Source organism: Paenalcaligenes suwonensis, from assembly GCF_011290505.1.
Taxonomy (GTDB): domain Bacteria; phylum Pseudomonadota; class Gammaproteobacteria; order Burkholderiales; family Burkholderiaceae_B; genus Paenalcaligenes; species Paenalcaligenes suwonensis.
This window is the reverse complement of sequence record NZ_JAANPV010000001.1, coordinates 113,135-133,303: the sequence shown is the minus strand read 5'-3', so window position 1 is coordinate 133,303 and position 20,169 is coordinate 113,135. Positions and strand designations below refer to the sequence as shown.

19 protein-coding genes are annotated in these 20,169 nt (G+C 51.9%); 16 read left to right on the top strand and 3 right to left on the bottom strand.

Features of this window, described 5'->3' with window-relative positions; genetic code table 11:
- The first annotated feature begins 14 nt into the window (after positions 1 to 14).
- The 14 genes from GY634_RS00580 to GY634_RS00515 all read left to right on the top strand — a co-directional run bounded on the left by GY634_RS00580 (position 15) and on the right by GY634_RS00515 (position 14,912).
- Positions 15 to 1,364, top strand: coding sequence for an MFS transporter (locus GY634_RS00580; RefSeq protein WP_207625421.1), 1,350 nt, complete (start codon positions 15 to 17; stop codon positions 1,362 to 1,364).
- A gap of 898 nt (positions 1,365 to 2,262) precedes the next feature.
- Positions 2,263 to 2,967 (top strand): gluconate 2-dehydrogenase subunit 3 family protein, encoded by a 705-nt coding sequence (locus GY634_RS00575; RefSeq protein ID WP_207625420.1) that lies wholly within the window; start codon positions 2,263 to 2,265, stop codon positions 2,965 to 2,967.
- A gap of 2 nt (positions 2,968 to 2,969) precedes the next feature.
- Positions 2,970 to 4,739 (top strand): GMC family oxidoreductase, encoded by a 1,770-nt coding sequence (locus tag GY634_RS00570; protein ID WP_166406641.1) that lies wholly within the window; start codon positions 2,970 to 2,972, stop codon positions 4,737 to 4,739.
- Between the two features lie 14 nt (positions 4,740 to 4,753).
- Positions 4,754 to 6,049 (top strand): c-type cytochrome, encoded by a 1,296-nt coding sequence (locus GY634_RS00565; protein ID WP_166406640.1) that lies wholly within the window; start codon positions 4,754 to 4,756, stop codon positions 6,047 to 6,049.
- A gap of 187 nt (positions 6,050 to 6,236) precedes the next feature.
- Positions 6,237 to 6,959 carry a response regulator gene (locus tag GY634_RS00560; RefSeq protein WP_166406639.1) on the top strand — a complete coding sequence of 241 codons (723 nt, stop codon included), beginning with the start codon at positions 6,237 to 6,239 and terminating at the stop codon, positions 6,957 to 6,959.
- Positions 6,944 to 8,116: a sensor histidine kinase gene (locus tag GY634_RS00555; RefSeq protein ID WP_242683565.1), complete on the top strand. Its 1,173-nt coding sequence runs from the start codon at positions 6,944 to 6,946 to the stop codon at positions 8,114 to 8,116. The genes GY634_RS00560 and GY634_RS00555 overlap by 16 nt, the downstream gene beginning before the upstream one ends.
- A gap of 114 nt (positions 8,117 to 8,230) precedes the next feature.
- Positions 8,231 to 9,673 (top strand): efflux transporter outer membrane subunit, encoded by a 1,443-nt coding sequence (locus GY634_RS00550; RefSeq protein ID WP_166406638.1) that lies wholly within the window; start codon positions 8,231 to 8,233, stop codon positions 9,671 to 9,673.
- Entirely contained in the window at positions 9,670 to 10,806 is a 1,137-nt protein-coding gene (locus tag GY634_RS00545; RefSeq protein ID WP_166406637.1) for an ABC transporter permease, read from the top strand. The genes GY634_RS00550 and GY634_RS00545 overlap by 4 nt, the downstream gene beginning before the upstream one ends.
- An 18-nt stretch (positions 10,807 to 10,824) precedes the next feature.
- Entirely contained in the window at positions 10,825 to 11,565 is a 741-nt protein-coding gene (locus tag GY634_RS00540) for an ABC transporter ATP-binding protein (protein ID WP_166406636.1), read from the top strand.
- Entirely contained in the window at positions 11,562 to 12,485 is a 924-nt protein-coding gene (locus GY634_RS00535; protein WP_166406635.1) for an efflux RND transporter periplasmic adaptor subunit, read from the top strand. The genes GY634_RS00540 and GY634_RS00535 overlap by 4 nt, the downstream gene beginning before the upstream one ends.
- Positions 12,478 to 13,197, top strand: a complete 720-nt coding sequence (locus tag GY634_RS00530; protein ID WP_166406634.1) for an MtnX-like HAD-IB family phosphatase — start codon at positions 12,478 to 12,480, stop codon at positions 13,195 to 13,197. The genes GY634_RS00535 and GY634_RS00530 overlap by 8 nt, the downstream gene beginning before the upstream one ends.
- Positions 13,194 to 14,144 carry an alpha/beta hydrolase gene (locus tag GY634_RS00525; RefSeq protein ID WP_166406633.1) on the top strand — a complete coding sequence of 317 codons (951 nt, stop codon included), beginning with the start codon at positions 13,194 to 13,196 and terminating at the stop codon, positions 14,142 to 14,144. Before GY634_RS00530 ends, GY634_RS00525 begins: the two co-directional genes overlap by 4 nt.
- Complete coding sequence (locus GY634_RS00520) at positions 14,144 to 14,512, top strand: EamA family transporter (protein WP_207625418.1); 369 nt, start codon at positions 14,144 to 14,146, stop codon at positions 14,510 to 14,512. Before GY634_RS00525 ends, GY634_RS00520 begins: the two co-directional genes overlap by 1 nt.
- 10 nt (positions 14,513 to 14,522) lie before the next feature.
- Positions 14,523 to 14,912 carry a DMT family transporter gene (locus GY634_RS00515; protein WP_166406632.1) on the top strand — a complete coding sequence of 130 codons (390 nt, stop codon included), beginning with the start codon at positions 14,523 to 14,525 and terminating at the stop codon, positions 14,910 to 14,912.
- A 14-nt stretch (positions 14,913 to 14,926) separates the two neighbouring features.
- Here GY634_RS00515 and GY634_RS00510 read toward each other — a convergent pair whose 3' ends face one another.
- From GY634_RS00510 to GY634_RS00500, 3 genes are read right to left on the bottom strand one after another with little or no spacing between them, the layout of a single operon-like run.
- Positions 14,927 to 15,853 carry a hypothetical protein gene (locus GY634_RS00510; RefSeq protein ID WP_166406631.1) on the bottom strand — a complete coding sequence of 309 codons (927 nt, stop codon included), beginning with the start codon at positions 15,851 to 15,853 and terminating at the stop codon, positions 14,927 to 14,929.
- Positions 15,838 to 16,902, bottom strand: a complete 1,065-nt coding sequence (locus GY634_RS00505; RefSeq protein ID WP_166406630.1) for a GNAT family N-acetyltransferase — start codon at positions 16,900 to 16,902, stop codon at positions 15,838 to 15,840. Before GY634_RS00505 ends, GY634_RS00510 begins: the two co-directional genes overlap by 16 nt.
- On the bottom strand, positions 16,902 to 18,278 hold the full coding sequence (locus GY634_RS00500; protein WP_166406629.1) for an aspartate aminotransferase family protein: 1,377 nt from the start codon (positions 18,276 to 18,278) through the stop codon (positions 16,902 to 16,904). Before GY634_RS00500 ends, GY634_RS00505 begins: the two co-directional genes overlap by 1 nt.
- 300 nt (positions 18,279 to 18,578) lie before the next feature.
- Between GY634_RS00500 and GY634_RS00495 the strand changes: the two genes are divergently transcribed.
- Together GY634_RS00495 and GY634_RS00490 are read left to right on the top strand one after the other, a co-directional pair.
- Complete coding sequence (locus GY634_RS00495) at positions 18,579 to 19,040, top strand: GNAT family N-acetyltransferase (RefSeq protein WP_166406628.1); 462 nt, start codon at positions 18,579 to 18,581, stop codon at positions 19,038 to 19,040.
- Positions 19,041 to 19,176: 136 nt separating this feature from the next.
- Positions 19,177 to 20,139 (top strand): nitrilase-related carbon-nitrogen hydrolase, encoded by a 963-nt coding sequence (locus GY634_RS00490; protein WP_166406627.1) that lies wholly within the window; start codon positions 19,177 to 19,179, stop codon positions 20,137 to 20,139.
- The last annotated feature ends 30 nt before the right edge of the window (positions 20,140 to 20,169 follow it).

Genomic DNA, 20,169 nt, shown 5'->3' with positions numbered 1-20,169 from the left:
AAAGGAGTAGGGAGATGACACAAGCTATGAATCCCAAGGCTATAGAGCCTGGGGTGGTAAACGTATGCCCCATTATTAATGAGGCGAAATTTCAAAAATTTCATTGGCTCACGATTTTCTGGTGCGCCTATATCATTATTTTTGATGGCTATGACCTAGCGGTACTGGGGGTGATTTTGCCCTCCATCATGACTGAATGGAATTTAAGCGGTGCCGCAGCAGGGTTGCTCGGTAGCTATACGCTGATAGGGATGATGGTAGGAGCCCTATCCCTAAGCGCCCTGTCAGATAAGCTAGGCAAGAAAAAAGTCATCACCATTTGCGTGCTGCTTTTCAGTATTTTTACGTTTTTGTGTGCCTTTGCGACCACCCCCACACAGTTCGGCTTGTATAGGTTTATTGGTGGTGTAGGGCTAGGTGGCGTGATGCCCGTCGTCACCAGCCTCACTAGCGAATACTCGCCCATACGTAGGCGTAGCCTCATGGTTGGCGTGATGTTTAGCGGCTATTCCGTCGGTGGCATGTTGGCCGCCATACTGGGAATTTGGGTGATTCCCGCCTTTGGATGGCAAGCCATGTTTTACATTGCCATCTTCCCGGTCTTACTGTTGCCCTTGATGCTCAAACAATTGCCAGAATCTGCCGCCTACATGGTGCAAACTCAGCAATGGGAAAAAATAGGGGCAACGCTTCGCAACGTCAACCCTAATTACCACTACGAGCCAGGCACACAATTTAGTAACCCCAGCGTAGCCGCCAACAACAGCAAAGCACGCATCGTCATTCGCGACCTGTTCTTAGAAGGGCGCATGCTGAGCACCTTAATGCTGTGGGCCATGTGTTTCATGGCACTGTATGTGGTGTACGGCATGACCTCATGGCTACCACGTCTAATGCTGCAAGCAGGCTATCCTTTGGGATCTAGTCTAAGTTTCTTATTCACCGTGCACTTCGGTACGGTACTTGGAGCACTAAGCTGCAGTTGGCTCATGGACCACTTCAATGGCCGTAATGTGCTGGTGATTTATCTATTTGTGGCTGCTGCAGCGATTGCTGCATTGGGTTTTGCCACCAACAGCGTGGTGCTTTATACCCTCTTGACGATTACAGGGGCGACCACCATTGGTACACAAATAGGTCTATACGCCTTTATTGTGCGTTTCTACCCCACGACCATGAGTTCCACCGGCATGGGTTGGGCATTAGGTGTAGGGCGTTTGGGAGCCATCATTGGACCGTTTGCGGTAGGCCTACTGTTTGACCTCAACCTTACACTAAAACAAAACTTCTTTAGCTTTGCTATCCCTGCCTTGCTTGCTGCGATTTTCATGAGCTTGGTGAGCAACCGTCAAACGGCCTCGTAAACAGCACTAAACCCTATACCAAGCCCCCGCAAAGTTGGCTACTGCGTCAACTTTGTGGGGGCTTTACGTACCCATAGGGCAACACCACAGCACACAGGCGATAACTAGCAGTAAGACAAAAAAGAGTAAATACGCCTAAAGTTTATATGAACTAAACTTCCTATATGAATACGATCATACGGACGTATTACAGATTCTTAACACACCACACAGCGTAATTCACTTTTAACGCTTTCTTACGACTACCCTGTATTAGCACGAAGAAATGTCACAACGCATGCTACTCACGACTCAAACAGCCCGTCATACGCCGTAGACCCTGTCAGTAAAACTGTTGAAATATAAAAGAAAATCTTGAAATCTTAAAAATAGCTTAAAGATGATTTTTTAGTATTAATATGCAGTATTAAAAACAATAAAATTAATTATAACTATTACAGTATTTAATAAAAAATAACTCATAAATAAACGCAAAAACATAAACCATAATTATTATTTTCTTTCTATTTATATTTTTTATTTTTATAGAAAAAACACTGCTCAATTAATCAAAAAATCACCCGTTTTTATAAACCCCTCATCCTCCCGTACCGTGTCGCCCTACAGTCGCCTGCTCGCGCATGGCTGTAGATTGCTATACAATTCTCTGTACTTATCATGGTTTTTGTCGGTACCTCGGCTTCTCAGCTGTTACATCAGACCAACCATTACGCGCTTCAAATCTTTACAGATGTAACCAGATTGATTTTCTCTTGTTATTCATGTAACTGTTTACAGTAACCCGCGTCATTTAACTTTTATTACGCGTCTTACTGAAGTAAAACTTTCAACACCCATTTGTTTTTTATTTCTCCTGTCATCCAGATCTTCTTCTGGGTACTTAGAAAAGGAGTTTCCTATGCACGACCAATCCCAAAAAGGAAGTCTGACGCGACGCCGTTTCTTGATGGTGTCTGCGGCTACAGCAGGTCTGGCCAATGTGCCCATGTCACTGCACGCCAAACCGGCAGACTTTCCGCCACTAGACCAGTACACACCCACCTACTTCACCCCTGAAGAGTGGTCTTTCATCCTTGCCGCTACTGCACGCTTGATCCCCTCGGATGGTGACGGGCCCGGCGCAATCGAAACCCGTGTACCCCTGTTTTTAGACCTGCAATTGGCAGGCGATTACGGTAAGGCGGTGGATTGGTACATGGAAGGCCCTCACGATCCTTCGGCAGCTCCTCAACTGGGGTACCAAACACCCTACAACCCTGCTCAGCTATACCGTGAAGGTATTAAGGCGTTTGATGCATGGTGTGTTACCGAACACGGTGCTGTGTTTGCCAAACTGACTACCGAACAACAAGACGCTGCATTGCTGGCCTTGCAAGACAACAAAATTGGCTTGGAACCCGAATTGCGCGACTTCTTCACCTTGTTGTTAGGCAATACCAAAGAAGGGTATTTTGCCGACCCCATGTACGGCGGTAACCAAGGCATGCAAGCGTGGAGCTACATCGGCTTTCCCGGTGCACGCGCCAGCTTCAAAGAATGGGCTGATCAGTACAACGTCCGTTATCCGCTGGGACCGGTTTCAATTTCTGGAGAGAGGGCATAACCATGGCACGCACAGCACCCAAAAAAGATGTAGTAGTTGTTGGTCTGGGCTGGACCGGTGCCATTCTGTCTATGGAATTGGCGCAAGAAGGTCTGGAAGTTTTGGCCTTAGAGCGCGGTGAAGATCGCGACACCGTCCCCGGTTTTGAATACCCCAACGTGATTGACGAGCTGAAATACGGCGTGCGTTACGGCTTTATGCAGCGCCCCTCGCAATCCACCGTGACGGTACGTCATGCACCCGGTGAAAACGCATTGCCATACCGCATTCTGGGCTCTTTTTTGCCCGGTAACGGTGTAGGTGGTGCGGGTATGCACTGGAACGGCCACACATGGCGTCCACAGCCAGAAGAAATGCGCCTGCGTTCATACACCATTGAGCATTTTGGCCGTAATGTCATCCCTGATGGTATGCAACTGGCTGATTACCCCTTAAGTTACGAAGAACTGGAACCTTTCTTGGCTCGCTTTGAAGGCGTAGCGGGTATTTCTGGTCAGGCAGGTAACATCAACGGTAAATTGATCCCCGGCGGTAACCCTTTCGAAGGCCCACGTTCAGGCAATTACCCTATGCCCGCCATGCCGCACACTTACGATGCGGACTTGTTTACCCAAGCCACTAAAGCCATGGGTTACCACCCATTCCCGCTGCCAGGTTCTATTGCGTCGCAATCGTATGTGAACGAATACGGAATGCAAATGGGCCCCTGTAACTTCTGTGGTTTCTGTGAGCGCTTTGGTTGTTACAACTACTCCAAAGGTTCACCACAAACCTGTATTTTGGATGCGTTAAAACGCAAACCAAACTTCAGCTACAAAACCCACTCTGAAGTACTGCGTGTAGAGCTGGCTGCTGATGGTAAAACCGCTACTGGCGTAACCTACTTTGACCACGCTGCTGGCGAAGAAGTGTTCCAGCCTGCCGACCTAGTCTTGCTGTGTGCCTACCAGTTGCACAACGTGCACTTGTTGCTGTTGTCTGGCATTGGTAAGCCCTACAACGCCTCTACCGGCGAAGGCGCAACAGGCCGTGGCTATGCCTACCAGATGACTGGCGGCACCACCATGTTCTTCAAAGACAAAGAGTTCAACCCCTTCATCGGTACCGGCTCCAACAGCATGGTGATTGATGACTTTGGTGTGAACCAAATTGACTTTGCTAAAGAAGGCTTTGTAGGCGGCAGCTACATCACTGCCGGTACATACAATGGTCAGCCTATTCGCTCTATGCCTCTACCAGCCGGTACACCGTCATGGGGTAGCGAATGGAAGAAAGCCATTGGTGAATGGTACGGCCACGCCATGAGCATCGGTTCGCACGGTTCCTGTATGTCCTACCAAGATAACTACTTGGATCTGGACCCTACCTACAAAGATCAGTTCGGTCGCCCCATGCTGCGCATGACCTTCAACTGGAAAGACAACGATATCCGTATGACACAGTTCATGCGTGGCAAGATCGAAGAAATTGCCAAAAACATGAACCCCGATATCATGCAGTCTGGCTACAAATCTGAAGGCGCTATGTACGACGTACGCCCTTACCAAACCACACACAACGTGGGTGGTGCCGTGATGGGTAACGATCCTAACTCCTCTGTTGTGAACCGTTATTTGCAAGCACATGACGTACACAACTTGTTCGTCATGGGTGCGGGTGCATTCCCACAAAACCTGCAATACAACCCAACCGGGTTGGTAGGCGGTTTAGCGTACTGGGCTGCACATGCATTGCGTAACGACTACCTGCGTAACCCACGCATTCTGGCCTAAGGGGAGGACTCATCATGAAAACGTTTGTACGTATAGTCCTAGCACTGATCGTAATCGCCGTTTTGGTGATTGCCGGCATGATCTGGATTCCTTCTGAGCGCACGCCTGCGCAAGCCTTGGCTCCCGATAGCGAAGTTAGCGTGGCACGTGGCGAATACATGATGCGTGCCGCTGACTGTATCGCGTGTCACACTGCGCCCGAAGGTAAAACCTTTGCGGGTGGCCGTGCCATTCAAAGCCCATTTGGCGTGATTTGGTCTACCAACATCACTCCGGACAAAGAGACAGGTATTGGTAACTACACGCTGGACGACTTCCGTGCTGCGTTGTACGACGGTGTGAACAAAGAGGGTGCTCACTTGTACCCAGCTATGCCCTATGAAAACTACCGCGTCATCAGTGAAGCGGACGTACAGTCTCTGTACAAGTACTTCATGGAAGCCGTACCCGCTGTGAACAACAAAGTGCCTGAAACCGACTTGGCTTTCCCCTTCAACCAACGTTGGGGTCTGCGTGCTTGGAACTGGGTAGCGTTGAACCCTGTGGGCTTCGATGCACCTACCGATGATCAAATGATTAATCGCGGTGCGTACTTGGTACAAGGTGCAGCACACTGTGCAGCCTGCCATAGCCCACGTACGATGTTCATGTCGCAAAAAGGCGCAAATGCCAGCGATCCAGCATTCTTGTCCGGCGGTGAAGTAGATGGCTGGAGCGCACCTAGCTTACACGGTGCAGACAGCGTTGCGGGTCAGTGGAGCGTAGAGCAAATGGCGCATTACTTGGCTACTGGCCGTAATGATTACGCTACTGCTGTAGGCGAGATGTCCTTAGTCGTCGGTGATTCGTTGCAATACCTGACTCCTGAAGACAACACTGCTATTGCGGCGTACCTGAAACACATTAGTGGCGGCAAAACACCTGCAGCCCCTGATGCGGCCAACCGTACTGTGACAGACACAGAAAAACTGTTGGCATCGGCAGATCCTTCCATGCCGTTGGGCCCAAGACTGTACCTGGACAACTGCTCCGGCTGCCACTTTGTGGATGGTCGTGGTGCACCAGAAATCTTCCCCGCGCTGGATGGCAACCTGATGGTGACTGCTGATTCGCCTAAAGGTCTGATCTACACCATTTTGCACGGTGCAGAGCTGCCTTCTACCGAAACGCGTCCTGCTCGCTTACGCATGCAAAGTTACGCATGGCGCTTAAGCGATGAAGAGGTAGCTGAATTGGCCACCTTCATTCGCCAAGGTTGGAACAACAACGCATCGGCCGTCACTGCCAGCGATGTAGCTCCAGTGCGCTAAGTACAGCCGTACTTGCTATAGCCGTGTGGCAGCCCATGCCACACACCGATCAGAGCCGCTACCACGCGGCTCTGATCGTTTTTGTGTGCTACTGATCGCAAAAAGGAGCATGCTAAACTGACCCGCACCACGATTTGCCCACCGCAGCACTACCCTAAACAGCCCCTAGCCTGACGTCTTTTTGTGTATGAACATTGCATCCACATCGCCTTCTACTCATAGTCATTTGGTTCTGATTGTTGAAGATGAACCCGCTATCGCTAGCGTACTCGAGGCCTATTTACGCCGCGATGGCATGCGTACGTGTATGGCGGCTGATGGCATAGAAGCCTTACAGTTGTTCCGAGACATGCGCCCCGACATGGTGCTGTTAGACATCAACTTGCCCGGCATAGATGGGCTAGATGTATTGCGTCATATACGCGACGAAGACCAAACACCTGTTATTTTGGTCACTGCCTTAGCCGATGATGTGGATAAGTTGCTGGGGCTACGTTTAGGTGCTGACGATTACGTCATTAAGCCGTTTAACCCCGCCGAAGTGGTAGCCCGTGTTAAGGCTGTATTGCGCCGTTCTGCCAACATGCATACCGTTAGTGCCCCCATACGCGTGGGCGACTTAGAAATCGACGAGCAAGACCACGTTGCTTTGGTACATGTGCAAAATAAGGCCATACCACTGCCCTTAACGCTCACCGAATTCCGATTATTAGCGTGCTTAGCCGCTCAACCCAGACGCTGTTTTTCTCGCAGCTACCTGATTGAACAATGTTTGCCTGAAAGCGATGCACTAGAGCGTGTCATCGACTCACATATTTCCAAGTTACGCCGCAAACTACAGCAAGCAGGCCAAGAAGACTTGATTGAAGCCGTACGTGGCATAGGATACCGCCTGTGGCAAGAAAGATAGACCGCATCTGGGTACGCTTCGGTATTGCTACCGCCGCCATCATTTTCTTCATGATGGCCTTACTCACCACCAGCCTGCTGCTATTTTGGCGAGTAGAATACAGCGACTTCTACCAACGCCTGCCCCAAGACGTACGCGTAGAATTTGACGACCTTAACGACCGTGGCTTATCGGAAAGCCCACGAGCCATGCAAATTTATGCCGAGTACTGGGTAGGCGACCCCATTAAAGGCGAACAGTTTTCGTTGCTGCTCACGCTGATTGCGGGCTTACCGTTAGGGCTAGGTGCCAGTTTCTGGGTATCTAGGCTCGTTACCCAACCCTTAGGGTCTATGGCCGAAACCGCCAAACGCGTGGCTGTGGGCGACTTCACCGTACGCGCACTACCGGGACACGCTAGAGGTGAGATGGCCGATATGGTGCGCGACTTCAATCGCATGATTGACTCACTGGAAACCCTAGAACGCGAACGCAGTGCGACGGTAGCCTCGCTCTCGCATGAGCTGCGCACCCCGCTGACGATTCTCAGCACGCGCTTACACGCCATTTGTGATGACGTCATTCCGGTGTCCAAAGATGAGCTACGCGGTTTGCTAGACCAGTCGTTGCATTTAGGGCGCTTGGTGGATGATCTACACACTATCTCTATGGCCTTTGCCAACCGCTTATCGTTGCACTACGAGCCGCTAGACTTAGCCCAGTTCATTGATGCTGAACTGAATACCTACGCCTCTAGACTGGCTGAGCAAGGTATGGAACTAGAGCGCCGAATCCCTGCCTCCTTAGGCGACGCACTGGTCATGGTGGACCCTGACCGCATACGCCAAATTTTATCCAACCTACTGGAAAATTCACTACGTTATGCCCACGCTGGAAAGTGGGTGGAAGTTGCCGTTTCTAGCGACGATAACAACGTGAGTTTGCATATTAGTGATGCTGGCCCTGGCTTGCCTGACGCCATGCGCGACAACCCTTTTAGACGCTTTCCACACCCCACAGGCAGTCATAAAGACGGCTCGGGTTTAGGGTTGTCTATAGTACAAGCCTTGGTAGAGCGCCAAGGAGGGGATGTACAGGGTGGTGTGTCACAACGCGGTGGTGCGCGTTTTAGCATACATTTTCCACGTCATGATACTGCAGATAACCCTTTGGTTTAATTAGCCATTTTGCCCCTTTACACCTACGGTTACACATAGGGCGGGCACTCCATCATTTCTCCATAAAACCTGCATCACCACGCAACGTTGGTCTTTTACTATGTAAATCTAGCCATGGTGTCACTATGGCGACCACGCCTACTTTCATCACTTTTGTACGTGTTTAGTTTGTCTTATTTTGCTACCCGCTTCAGTGCTTCTGTTATCTGCAGCCTGCTACTTGCAGGGTGCGTAACCTTAGACACACCTGAATTGCCTACTCACACTCCCACCTCTTGGTCCGAGCAGTCGCCCAAGAATGCGCCCGCTATTGCCTTGCGCTCGTGGTGGCAAACATGGCAAGACCCTACACTGAATGCATTGATAGACGAAGCCCTAACGGCAAACTTAGACCTTGCACAAGCGACTCAACGCCTAGAAAGCGAAAGACTCATTGCAGGCCGTTGGCAGTCACCCTTTCTGCCTACTATCACGGCAGGTGCTCGCCCCACACAAGACGTGTCAGCAACAGACATGTACTACCATGCCAGCCTAGACATGACGTGGGAATTAGGCCTGTTTGGCGCGCTGGATAATTCCAAGCTATCTGCCAACGCCCGCCTGTATCAGGCCGAAGCAACCGAGCAGGGCACACGTGTCATCGTGATTGCCAATGTAGTACGTCACTACTTGGCCCTAGGACTGAGCCAAAAACAGCAGCAACTACTGCAACATCAACTAACCCTAGACGAAGAAACGCTAGAGCTGGCCTTAACGCGTCAGCGCGCCCACTTAGGCACACCAGAAGAAAGCACTCAAGCACAACTGCGCTTGGCGCAAACTCGTGCCAATTTGGCGCTTGAACGCGAAGCGTCATCGCGATCGGCACGTGCCTTAGCCGTACTGCTGGGTCGTGAACAACCCGATAGCGCGTGGACACAGATCAATGCACCACTACAAGCACCTGCTTTCACCCTGACAGAACTGCCGGCTGACTTGCTGCGCACACGCCCCGACATACACACAGCAGAGGCCGACGTACTGCAAGCTGCTGCGCAGGTAGGCTTGGCTCGTTCGGCCTTGTTCCCACGCCTGAGCCTAGGTGGCTCTATTCTGTATGCGTACAACACCACTCAAAACATGCGCACCAGTACCGACTACGCCCCCTCGGTTGGTCTTTATGTGGATATTCCTCTGTGGGATTGGGGCCAACGCCGCACTCGTATGCAAGCCAACGAATCGCTGCTGGATGCCGCCTTGTTGGGCTATCGCAAAGCCGTGCTGGATGGCGTCAGCGAAGTAGAAAACGCCTTAAGTGGCCTGACACACCAACAAGAGCGTATTCAGGCCTTAGAAAGCTCAGAGCAAGCGCTTAAAAAACAGCAACAATCGCAACGTACATTGCAGTCCTTAGGGCTGTCTAGCCGCTACGATCAGTTGCTACAACAACGTGCTGTACTGGAAACACAGTCTGACCTATGGCGTGCACACGCCGCACGCACCTTGTCGTTCATCGCTTTATATAAAGCCTTAGGCGGTGCGCCCTTGCCAGAAAAACCCGAGGAAACCACGCCATGATCCCTTTAGCGCGTAAAACCCTCATCTACGAATGGCGACGCTTTGTACCCGTCATCCTGGCCGTCTGTTTTTCGGGTGTGTTGTTGGTCGTACAAGCCGCCTTAGTACTGGGTATTTTTGGTGCGTCGGCGCTTTATGTAAAAAGCTCTTCGGCCACCATTTGGGCGGGCTACCCCGGCACCCAAAGCGTGAACTTTGGTCAACGTGTAGACCAAGACGTAGAAATGCTCTTGCGCATGGACCCCGACATCAGCGACGTAGAACCCTATGTGTGGGTAGATGGCGAATGGAGCTCTGAGCACAGCCAAGCGGGTAGCGTATCGGTGTATTTATCGGGTATTACGACGCGTGAAGACGCCATGATGTTTTCATCGCTGCTGTCCAAAGGCCTGCGCGCGCGACTACGCGAACCGGGTGCTGTCATTGTGGACCCCGCTGACCTGGACACCTTAGACACCCACGAAGGCGGCCGTGCATGGATCAATACACACCCCGTCCACATTGTGGGTGTGTTACCTGGCCTGCGCGGCTTAGGGGGGGTGAACGTACTCAGCTCCTTAGACACGGCCCGTAACATTGCCGGTAATGGCGCCCAATATGGCAGCACCTACTATGTAGCCAAAACCCCCGCTACGGTGGATGCCAAAGCCGTGCAAGCCCGTTTGCAAAACGAGGCAGCTAGCTTTGGGCCTGTGGAAATCTGGACAGCGCCACAATTTGCGTACAAATCGCAGTTGTACTGGTTACTAGACACCGGCGCCGGTATGGCCGTGCTGTTTATGGCCATTATTGTGTGTTTGGTTGGTGCCATCATTACCAACCAATCCTTTGCGGCTGTGGTGGCCGGCTCGGCGCGCGAATATGCCACGCTAAACGCTCTGGGTGCTAGCCGCGGAGCCTTAGCTCGCGTCGTGATTGAGCAGTCGTGCTTGATAGGCGGTATAGGTATGCTGCTGGCAGCTATGGTCAGCGTGGCATTGCTCAGTTTGGCTGCTGTGTATCACGTCCCTATTGCGATGACACCGTTGGTGGCAATAGGTTGTGCAGCCTTGGTCAGCTTGATGGCTCTGTTTTCTAGCGTCATGGCTATACGTAGCCTGATGCGTACAGACCCTTCATTGTTGCTGCGTTGATATAAGGGAGCACTACGGATGTCTACGCCCACCCCTTTATTGGCTACCAAGCCTACCCTAGAAGCCCTGCGCATTAGCAAAGCCTTTTTGTCAGGCATGGTGCAAGTACAAGTGCTGCGGTCGCTGTCCTTATCGGTGTATGCCGGTGAACTCACCCTTATCTCTGGGCCGTCGGGCTGCGGTAAAAGCACGCTGCTGTCGCTGTTATCCGGCTTGCAGCACCCCGATGCAGGTGAAGCACATGCCTTAGGCCAAGACTTAAGCAAGATGAAACGCAGCGAACTGGACACCTTTAGGCTACACCACACTGGTTTCGTATTTCAGGGCTTTAATCTCTTTCCCGCATTAACCGCACAAGAACAAGTGCAATTGCCATTGGGCTATTTGGGCATGTCCGACAAGGAAAGTGCCAAACGCGCCCTGCAAGCACTGGAAAGTGTGGGTTTGTCCCACCGTTCACATATGCGTCCTGCTCAGTTATCAGGCGGGGAAAAGCAGCGCGTGGCCATTGCTCGCGCTATTGCTAAAGAACCAAAATTTTTGTTTGCCGATGAACCCACTAGCGCGTTGGATGCCGAAAATGGCCAACGCGTTGCGGACATACTGCAGCGTTTTGCCTCTACCCACCAAGCTACAGTCCTATGTGTCAGCCATGACCCTCGTCTGGTACGCCACGCTGATCGCGTGATTGGTATGGAAGACGGCATGATACGCAGCGACCGGCGACTGCATGTCCGTACAGAAGGAGTGACTGCATGATTGTTTTTACACGCACGCGTTGTGGCGTGATTCTTACTGCTGCTTCTTTACTGTTGGCAGCATGCTCTGACAACACCAGCACCTCGGCATCCACCCAAGCCGCTACCGGCACTCAACAAGAATCCAGCCGTAAAATTGCGGTTGCCAGAGGCACCGTCGATGTAGAAGGTGGGTTGATTAACCTATCATCCAGCACGGATGGGGTAGTGCGCGCCTTAAACGTACGCGAAGGCGAATCAGTCACCAAAGACCAACGCTTACTGACCTTATCCACAGCCACCGAAACTGCCGCTGTCGCCGTTGCCGAGTCGGAATGGAAGTTGGCGCAAGAACGCAGACAAGCCAGCCTTGCCAAACTGCCCGAGCTACGCCGTGCCGCTTCTAGACTAGAACAAGCCGCTCGCGCGGGTGCTGTGCAAACACAATTATCCGATACGGCTCAACAGCAACTCAAAGATGCGGAGGCCGATGCTCGCATTGCCCAAGCCGAAGTGGACGTCGCCTTACAGCGGTTAAATCAGGCCAAAGCGCTGCTAGCACAACGTTCTATTACCGCCCCTGAAGCCGGTGAAATCATCAGCATTCATGCCCAACCCGGTGCCGCCATCAGCGCCAATACGCCAGCCATGCTGCTATTGCCTGCACGCCCACTGATTGTGCGTGCTGAGCTCAACGCGGCCTACGTGGGCAACATTGCCCCCGGCATGCAAGCCTCCATCACGTCAGATATGGACAGTGACTCTGACAGCAACGCCCTACCTCAAGCACGTGTGATACGCGTCAGTCCTGTGTACCGCCAAGGTCGTCTACAAGAAGAGGCGCAACGCGGCCCCGTCCGCGTCGTGGAATGCATACTTGAATTTGAAGAGCCTGCGAACGTGCGCGTTGGCCAGAATGTACGAGTCAATTTTCATGAATAATCACCCTTTACTTTCTACCGTTGCACTCAACGCCATTCAACCCTCATCCGAGTGGGTGATACAGTGCGACTTCGATGGCACCATCAGCCTAAAAGACACCACCGACAGCCTGCTAAATAGCTACGGGCTACCCGGTTGGGAAGACCTAGAAGACGCGTGGGAAAATGGCGAAATAGGCTCCAGAGAATGCATGCAGAAACAAGTCGCGCTGCTAGAGATGAGCCCCGAACAGTTGGATGCCAGCTTAGCGCAACTACACATAGACCCGGGCTTTGCAGCCTTCCTGCAATCAGCCCAACACCAAGGCCTGCCATTTTTCGTGGTCAGTGACGGTCTAGACTATGCCATCACCACTATGTTGCGCAGCGCAGGCATCAACGACTTGCCCGTCATCGCCAACCATTTGGTGTACGAGCAAGACGCGAGATGGTCGCTGCAAACGCCATGGAATCAACCCACCTGTGCCAGTGCCAACTGCAAATGCCAACACGCCATAGCCACCCATCAAGCTGGGCGTAAAGTGCTATACATCGGTGACGGCAGCTCTGATTTCTGCGTATCCGGCAAAGCCGATGTGGTGCTGGCCAAAGGCAAACTGATTAACTATTGCCGTGAGCACGGCATCGCCCACGTACCCTTTACGGATTTCCGTGAAGCATTGGCATTATTGCCTGGCATACTTTCTGGGACGGCACTGGAACCTGCAGTATGAGTAACCTAGCCCCTACCTTTCCTGCTACCTTGATTGCTACTGATGAAGCAGAGCACGCGCGTGCCGTGACACCCGCCTCTGCATCGTGCACCATTACCCCGCACGAGTTCTTGCTAGAAGGTAAAGACGAACGTGCGCGCACCGGTGTGCTGTTAATACATGGCTTAACTGGTACGCCTAACGAAATGCGCGTACTCGCTCGTGGCTTAAACCGCCAAGGTTTCACCGTGTATGCGGTGCAACTCGCCGGGCATTGCGGTACCCAAGACGACTTGGTGAACACCTGCTGGCAAGACTGGTTAAACAGCGTCATTGCAGGCGCAGACCGCTTGGCAGCCCGCGTAGACCGCGTGGTAGTGGGCGGCCTGTCTATGGGGGCCGTGCTATCACTGGCGTTAGCACAACGCCGTCCAGATTTAATTTCAGGTGTCTTGGCACTGTCTACCACCTTCCGTCACGACGGGTGGAGCATGCCTCCCCACACGCGTCTTGCCTTCATTTTGCCCTTATTCCGTGCACTAGGAATAGGGCGCAACAGCATGTTCTTAGAACAGCCGCCTTACGGTATTAAAGACGAAGCCTTGCGTGCACGCGTAGTCGAGCAAATGAACTCGGGCGATAGCTCGGAAGCAGGCTTACCCGGTAACCCATGGTGGTGCGTCATTGAAATGCAAGCGTTATCGCGTTCTGTGCTCAAAAACCTGAAAGCCATACAAGCCCCCTGCTTGGTGATACATGCGCGCCACGATGACATCGCCTCGGTGTCTAACGCCTACGCCATCGTTAAAGGGGTGCGTAATGCACCGGTAGAACTACTGTTACTAGATAACAGCTACCACATGATCACCATAGACCGAGAACGTCGCACGGTGATTGCGAAAACGGCTGATTTCATTGCCTCGATCACTGAAAGCGGCGCAGAAGTTCGCGCCGGAGGCACGCACTGATGGAGTCTATATCACCGTTGGTGCTACTGCTGTGGGCCACCAACATCATCTTAGATAGCGGCGGGCAATTAGCCCTTAAAGCCGCTGCGGCTGACCCCCGTGCCGGCGATGGCCTAGAACGCTGGCGCTGGATGTGCAAACGCCCTTGGCTGTGGGTGGGCATAGGCTGCTACATCGTCGAATTTGTGATGTGGCTGGCCTTTTTGTCGCTCGTGCCCTTATCAAACGGCGTATTGCTAGGCTCTATTAACACGGTGGTCATCATGATCTTAGGGCGCATGTTCTTTAACGAACAACTCACCCCCCTGCGGGTGACCGGCATTGTGTTAATTTCCATTGGCGTTGCCGTCGTGGGCTTGCAGGCCTAAGGAACTCAAGATGAAACGTTTTTACTTGATTGGCTTCTTGGTCTTAATGGCCTTAGACACCTTCGCACAAGTCAGTTTTAAGATGGCTGGCAACAATGCCTTACCGCTGGAATTTACCGCCAGTTGGTTTGGGCGCGTGTTTGGTCAACCCTGGATTTACGGGGCATTTTTAGGCTATATAGGCACCTTTTTTGCCTGGATGACCCTGCTAAAACATGCCCCTATTGGGCCTGCCTTTGCCGCTTCGCACTTAGAAATTGTGGCGGTATTAGTGGTGTCGTCGCTGCTCTTTGGTGAGACCATAGGCTGGCCACAAATTACCGGCACGATTTTTATTCTGGCCGGCATAGTGTGTCTGGCCATTAGCGAAACCCGATTGGCCGCTAAAACGCCAGACTAAACACTAGCCATCCATTACACGCGGGCCGCCTGCAGCATCTGCAACAACTGTTGATTGAAGCTGGTTTGGTGGGCCTGCCATTGAGGCAGTTCGGCATCTTCTTGCGTCGTATCTTGGCCATCGGCCGTGCTTAACCAACGCTTCCATGGGGTGCTGTAATTCCACACAGACACTTCACCCGTCACATCGCTACCCACAATACGGCCACGCAGCGCCTGCACAATGTCTTGCATGTGCTGGGTACGTAATTCACCTTGGTCCCAGTTCGTGCGTACTACGTCGGGTGAAAACGCGTCTTTGTCTACACTGAAATAAGTGTCAGTATCCCCTTCGGCTAAGGTGTCGCACAAGGCCTGCACCATGGCATCTTCGGTATCAAAGGCATGGAAAAAACTGCCTAAGCCCAAGAGTTTTGCCCAACCCGTATCTACCTTGGTGCTCCAGTAATGAAGCTTACCCGCGCATAAGGCCGCCAACCTGTGCTCCCACGCATGGGCAGCTCCCAAGTCAGACGAGGTAATACCCACCACATGCACCTTGGCTACCGCCGGCAACAACGCGACGCGCTGCACCCATGAGCCACAATGAATGCCCCAAGGAAAACGCATGTTATCGGGGTGATTATCCAAAATCACTACCTGCAACGGGCGCAACATATCGTAGCCACCCGCGTCTATACAACGCTGTATGAGCGCATAACTTAAGTGATGAAAATCACCGCTGCCCATGAATACCGTGCCATGTTCTTGAAACGTTGGCATTAACGCTTCCATCTCGGCAATGCGTTTCGCCCACACCGAGCGGCGGCACCCAAAACGCACCGCTTCACGCCACGCGTTGGAAAGCGTAATACGCTGCTCATTTTCTAGGGTGCCGATGGAGTCATCGGTATTCAGTACCAGTGGAAAACGATGTTCAGAAGAAGTTACGACGTGATCCATTGACTATCACTTTCAAAACGATTGGCAAAACGTCTGGCCAATGCACGTAACACCGGATTACGCACATACACCATATGACGTGTGGGCGTAAACGTAGCACCCAATAACGCTTTCACCCCGGGGTCGGTCCAGCCCGCTACATAGTGGCTAAGCCCTTTTTCCAAGGCATACTCCAAATTCACAAACCAGCTCACAAAATACAGGTTCATTTCCCGCGATAGGGGATACGACAAGCCTATGTATTTATCCACCAATTTGCCCTGATGCTCAAAGCACAGGTTCCAGCCCAAAAACTCGTGAGTGTCGGCGTGTCGGTATTCAAATACGATACCGCCGTTGCTCTGATCACGCAGCAATTGCGCAAAAAAAGCACGGGTTAATTTATCGAAATGCACTTCACTTTGTGCGTACACACCTTGGTACAACGCGTAGTAAGCATCGACTTTAGCGTCGTCCTCGAAGGCTGGTCCGGTATACACACGCGACACCTTTATTTGCTCACGTGTACGCAGCTTGCGTCGCAAATAACGCCGTCCATCCTTAGGGAGACGGTCTAAATAGGCATCTGTGCTCTCAAAATTAATAGGCACGTATGCCAACGCCTGACCTTCTACTGGCACAAAACCAGCGTCTTTACAGGCAGCGACCAATGCATCCGCATACGCATTATCGTCATCCGACAATAAGGGCGACTGCTGTGGAAGATCTTTGATGATGGTGAGCTTTTGTGCCTTACACGGCCCGTTCAATAAAGCGTGTACAGCGTCCTTCACACCCAACTGTGGTGGCCACACCGCGTACTCACTGACCGTAGTCCCTACAAAGGCAGTACGGATAGTAAGCCAACGCGACCACATGCTGTAACCCACAAAACCTTTGATACGCGCTTTAAAGTCGTCATCGGCGGTGGTTAACAAGTCAAAGGGCGCTACAAACGCCGGAACCGGCACACCTTCCAATACATGAAAACCCTCCGGCGGGTGCCGGAGGAAACATGCATGCAAAGCGGCCGGTTCTAACGCGTTACGCAATAACGGCAAATGTGGCATTAGGCCTGTTTTGCACGTGTGATCAATTGATCCAGCAAGGCCATTGCTTCGTCAATTTCAGCACGCGTAATCATCAGTGAAGGAGCAAAAGTAATGACGTTTTTGTAGTACCCGCCCACATCTAGCACCAAACCACGTTTGCTGCCCTGATAGTCCAAATTGCCTTCCAGACCGATATCCACCATTTTGTCCAACAAGGCTTTGTTGGGGGTGAAGCCGTCTTCGGTACAAATTTCTGCACGCAATGCCAGACCCAGACCATCTACATCGCCGATTTCACGGTGACGTTTCTGCAAGTCACGCAAACCGTCCAAGAAGTACGCACCCGCGTCACAAACTTGCTTACCGAAGTCCATTTCGTGCGTCATTTTCATCACTTCCAGACCAATGGCGGTACCCAATGGGTTAGACGCAAAGGTGGAGTGTGTAGAACCTGGAGGGAACACAGTGGGGTTGATCAGCTCTTCACGAGCCCACAAACCGGACAATGGGTTCAAACCGTTAGTCAGTGCTTTAGCAAATACCAATACGTCTGGTTTGATGCCAAAGTTTTCCACAGACCACAATTTACCGGTACGCCAGAAACCCATTTGAATTTCGTCTACTACCAGCAATACGCCGTGGTCATCCAATACGCGTTTCAAGCCTGTGAAGAAGTTCGCAGGAGGAATCACGTAACCACCGGTACCTTGAATAGGTTCAATGTAGAACGCCGCGTATTCACACTGGTTGGTTTTAGGATCCCAAATCGCGTGGTATTCGTTTTCAAACTTACGTTCGAAATCGCGCACGATGGAGTCCGCATACTCTTCCGCAGTCATGCCTTTAGGGCGACGGAAAGGGTAGGGGAAAGGAATAAACTGCGCACGGTCACCAAAGTGGCCGTAACGACGACGGTAACGGTAGCTGGACGTAATGCTGGATGCCCCCAAGGTACGGCCGTGATAGCCACCCTCGAACGCAAACATCAGGCTTTTACCGCCGCTGGCGTTACGTACAATTTTCAGGGAGTCTTCAATGGCTTGTGCGCCACCTACGTTGAAGTGCACACGGCCTTGGCTGCCCCATTTTTTCTCGGCGTCCTGTGCAATCACACGGGCCAATTCGATTTTTGTGGGGTGCAGATATTGGCTAGCAATTTGTGGCAGCGTGTTCAGCTGCTTAGTCATTGCGTCTTCCAGACGACGGTTGCGGTAACCGAAGTTCACCGCTGAATACCACATCTGCAAATCTAAATAAGGGGTACCCGCGTCATCAAACATGTAACTGCCTTCGCAGCCTGTAAAGATCTTTGGCGGATTAACATAGTGAACGGTATCGCCGAATGAACAATACCGGGCTTCGTCAGCCAACAGGCTGGCAGTGTCGATAGACATGGACGCATATCTCCAAATTAACGTGATGCTGGACACAGTGTGCGCCATCAAGGTGGAATGACTGTCGAGGGATTGTGTACGTAGTGTGGAGTAATACGTTTTCTTATGACACGATGTAATCGTGCGCCCCTGTGGCAAGGTCACCACTGCCTTATCAGCCTTCTATAACGTGCTGTACACACGCCATAGCTTGTGTCAGGCTGTGCGAAATTGCCTTTTCATTGCGCAAGAGTAGAGTTCTTGCCGGCAATAATCGCAATATGAGCGCCCCTTTGTGGACTTATGGATAGCTAAAAAGCCATGACTACACCACCGCTACACCTACGTGCTGCCCATGCCAGTGATTTAGCGCTGTTAGGGCAACTCAAACTACGGGCATCTTTGGCATGGGGTGAGCACACAGAGCGACTGCGGCAACTGCCCGATATAGACCATGTTCCCCACACGGCGCTGCCCCAATTGATCGTTGCAGAACGACAGCAACGCCTAGTAGGCTTTGCGTCAGTAGAGCTACGACCAGCCCTATCGCAAGCACAATTGGATGATTTGTTTGTAGAACCTGACTGCTGGCATCAAGGCATAGGTACCGCGTTACTGCGCGCTGCCGAAGAACATGCCCACCGTTTGGGTGCTACTGAGCTGCAATTAGTTGCGAATCCCAAAGCGCAGCAGTTTTACACCAAGCAAGGCTACCTGTTTCGCACCAACATACGCACCGATTTTGGCATTGCGCCCGTCCTATATAAACGCTTAGGCACGTAAATCCTGACTTTTTTGCCGTTTTTTCGCACTAAGGTTTTCCAGAATCCGTCTTGTACGCCACAAGAATGCAGTGGCACTATGAAGCGGTGCTGAACATCAGCACGCGATCATCAATAATCACAAACGGAGACCTTATATGTCGCACATTCTGACCGTCGCGGCTGCCCAAATGGGGCCTATACAGCGCACGGACACCCGCGCTGATGTCATCGCTCGTATGCTGAAGTTAGTAGAAGGGGCTGCACACCGTGGCGCTCATGTAGTGGTGTTTCCCGAGCTATGCTTAACGCCCTTTTTTCCTCGGTGGTACTACGAAACCATGGAAGAGGCTGAGCAATGGTTCGAGACTCAGTGGCCACCTGCTGGCATGCAAGCTGTGCTGGATTTAGCGCAGAAAAAAGGCATGATGCTGCAGTTTTCTTATGCCGAGAAAACGCCCGACAACCACCACTACAACACCGCCAGTTTGGTCTCTAGATACGGACAAGAAGTACTGAAATATCGCAAAATCCACCTACCAGGTCATGCCGAATACATGGCTGAACGCCCCCTACAACACCTAGAAAAACGGTATTTTGAAGTAGGCGATTTAGGATTTCCTGTACGCCGTTTACATTTTGAAGACGTCGCCACCTTTAACGCTGGCTTGTTGCTCTGCAATGACAGGCGTTGGCCCGAAGCCTGGCGCGAATTAGGCTTACAAGAAGTAGACCTCGTGATGATTGGCTACAACACACCAGTAGCCAACTTAGATGTCAAACATGAGCAACCGCCACACCTGAAAGTGCTGCACTCTAACCTCGTAGTACAAGCAGGCTGCTATCAAAACAACTGTTTTGCAGTGTCGGTAGCCAAAGCAGGGGTAGAAGACGGCCACGCGATGTTTGGCAACTCTATTATCGTGAACCCCTTTGGCGAGATCATTGCACAAGCATCCACATGGGCAGACGAGCTGTTGGTAGCGGATTGCGATCTTCGCTTATGTCACGTTAATAGAGCATCAACCTTCAACTTCAGCGCTCATCGCCGCCCCGAACACTACCGCCGCATTGTTGATCAAACGGGCTGGGAACGCCCAGAACACACCCTTAACGTTTAAGGGTTTTTCTCTACCACGTCGCGCTTTTCA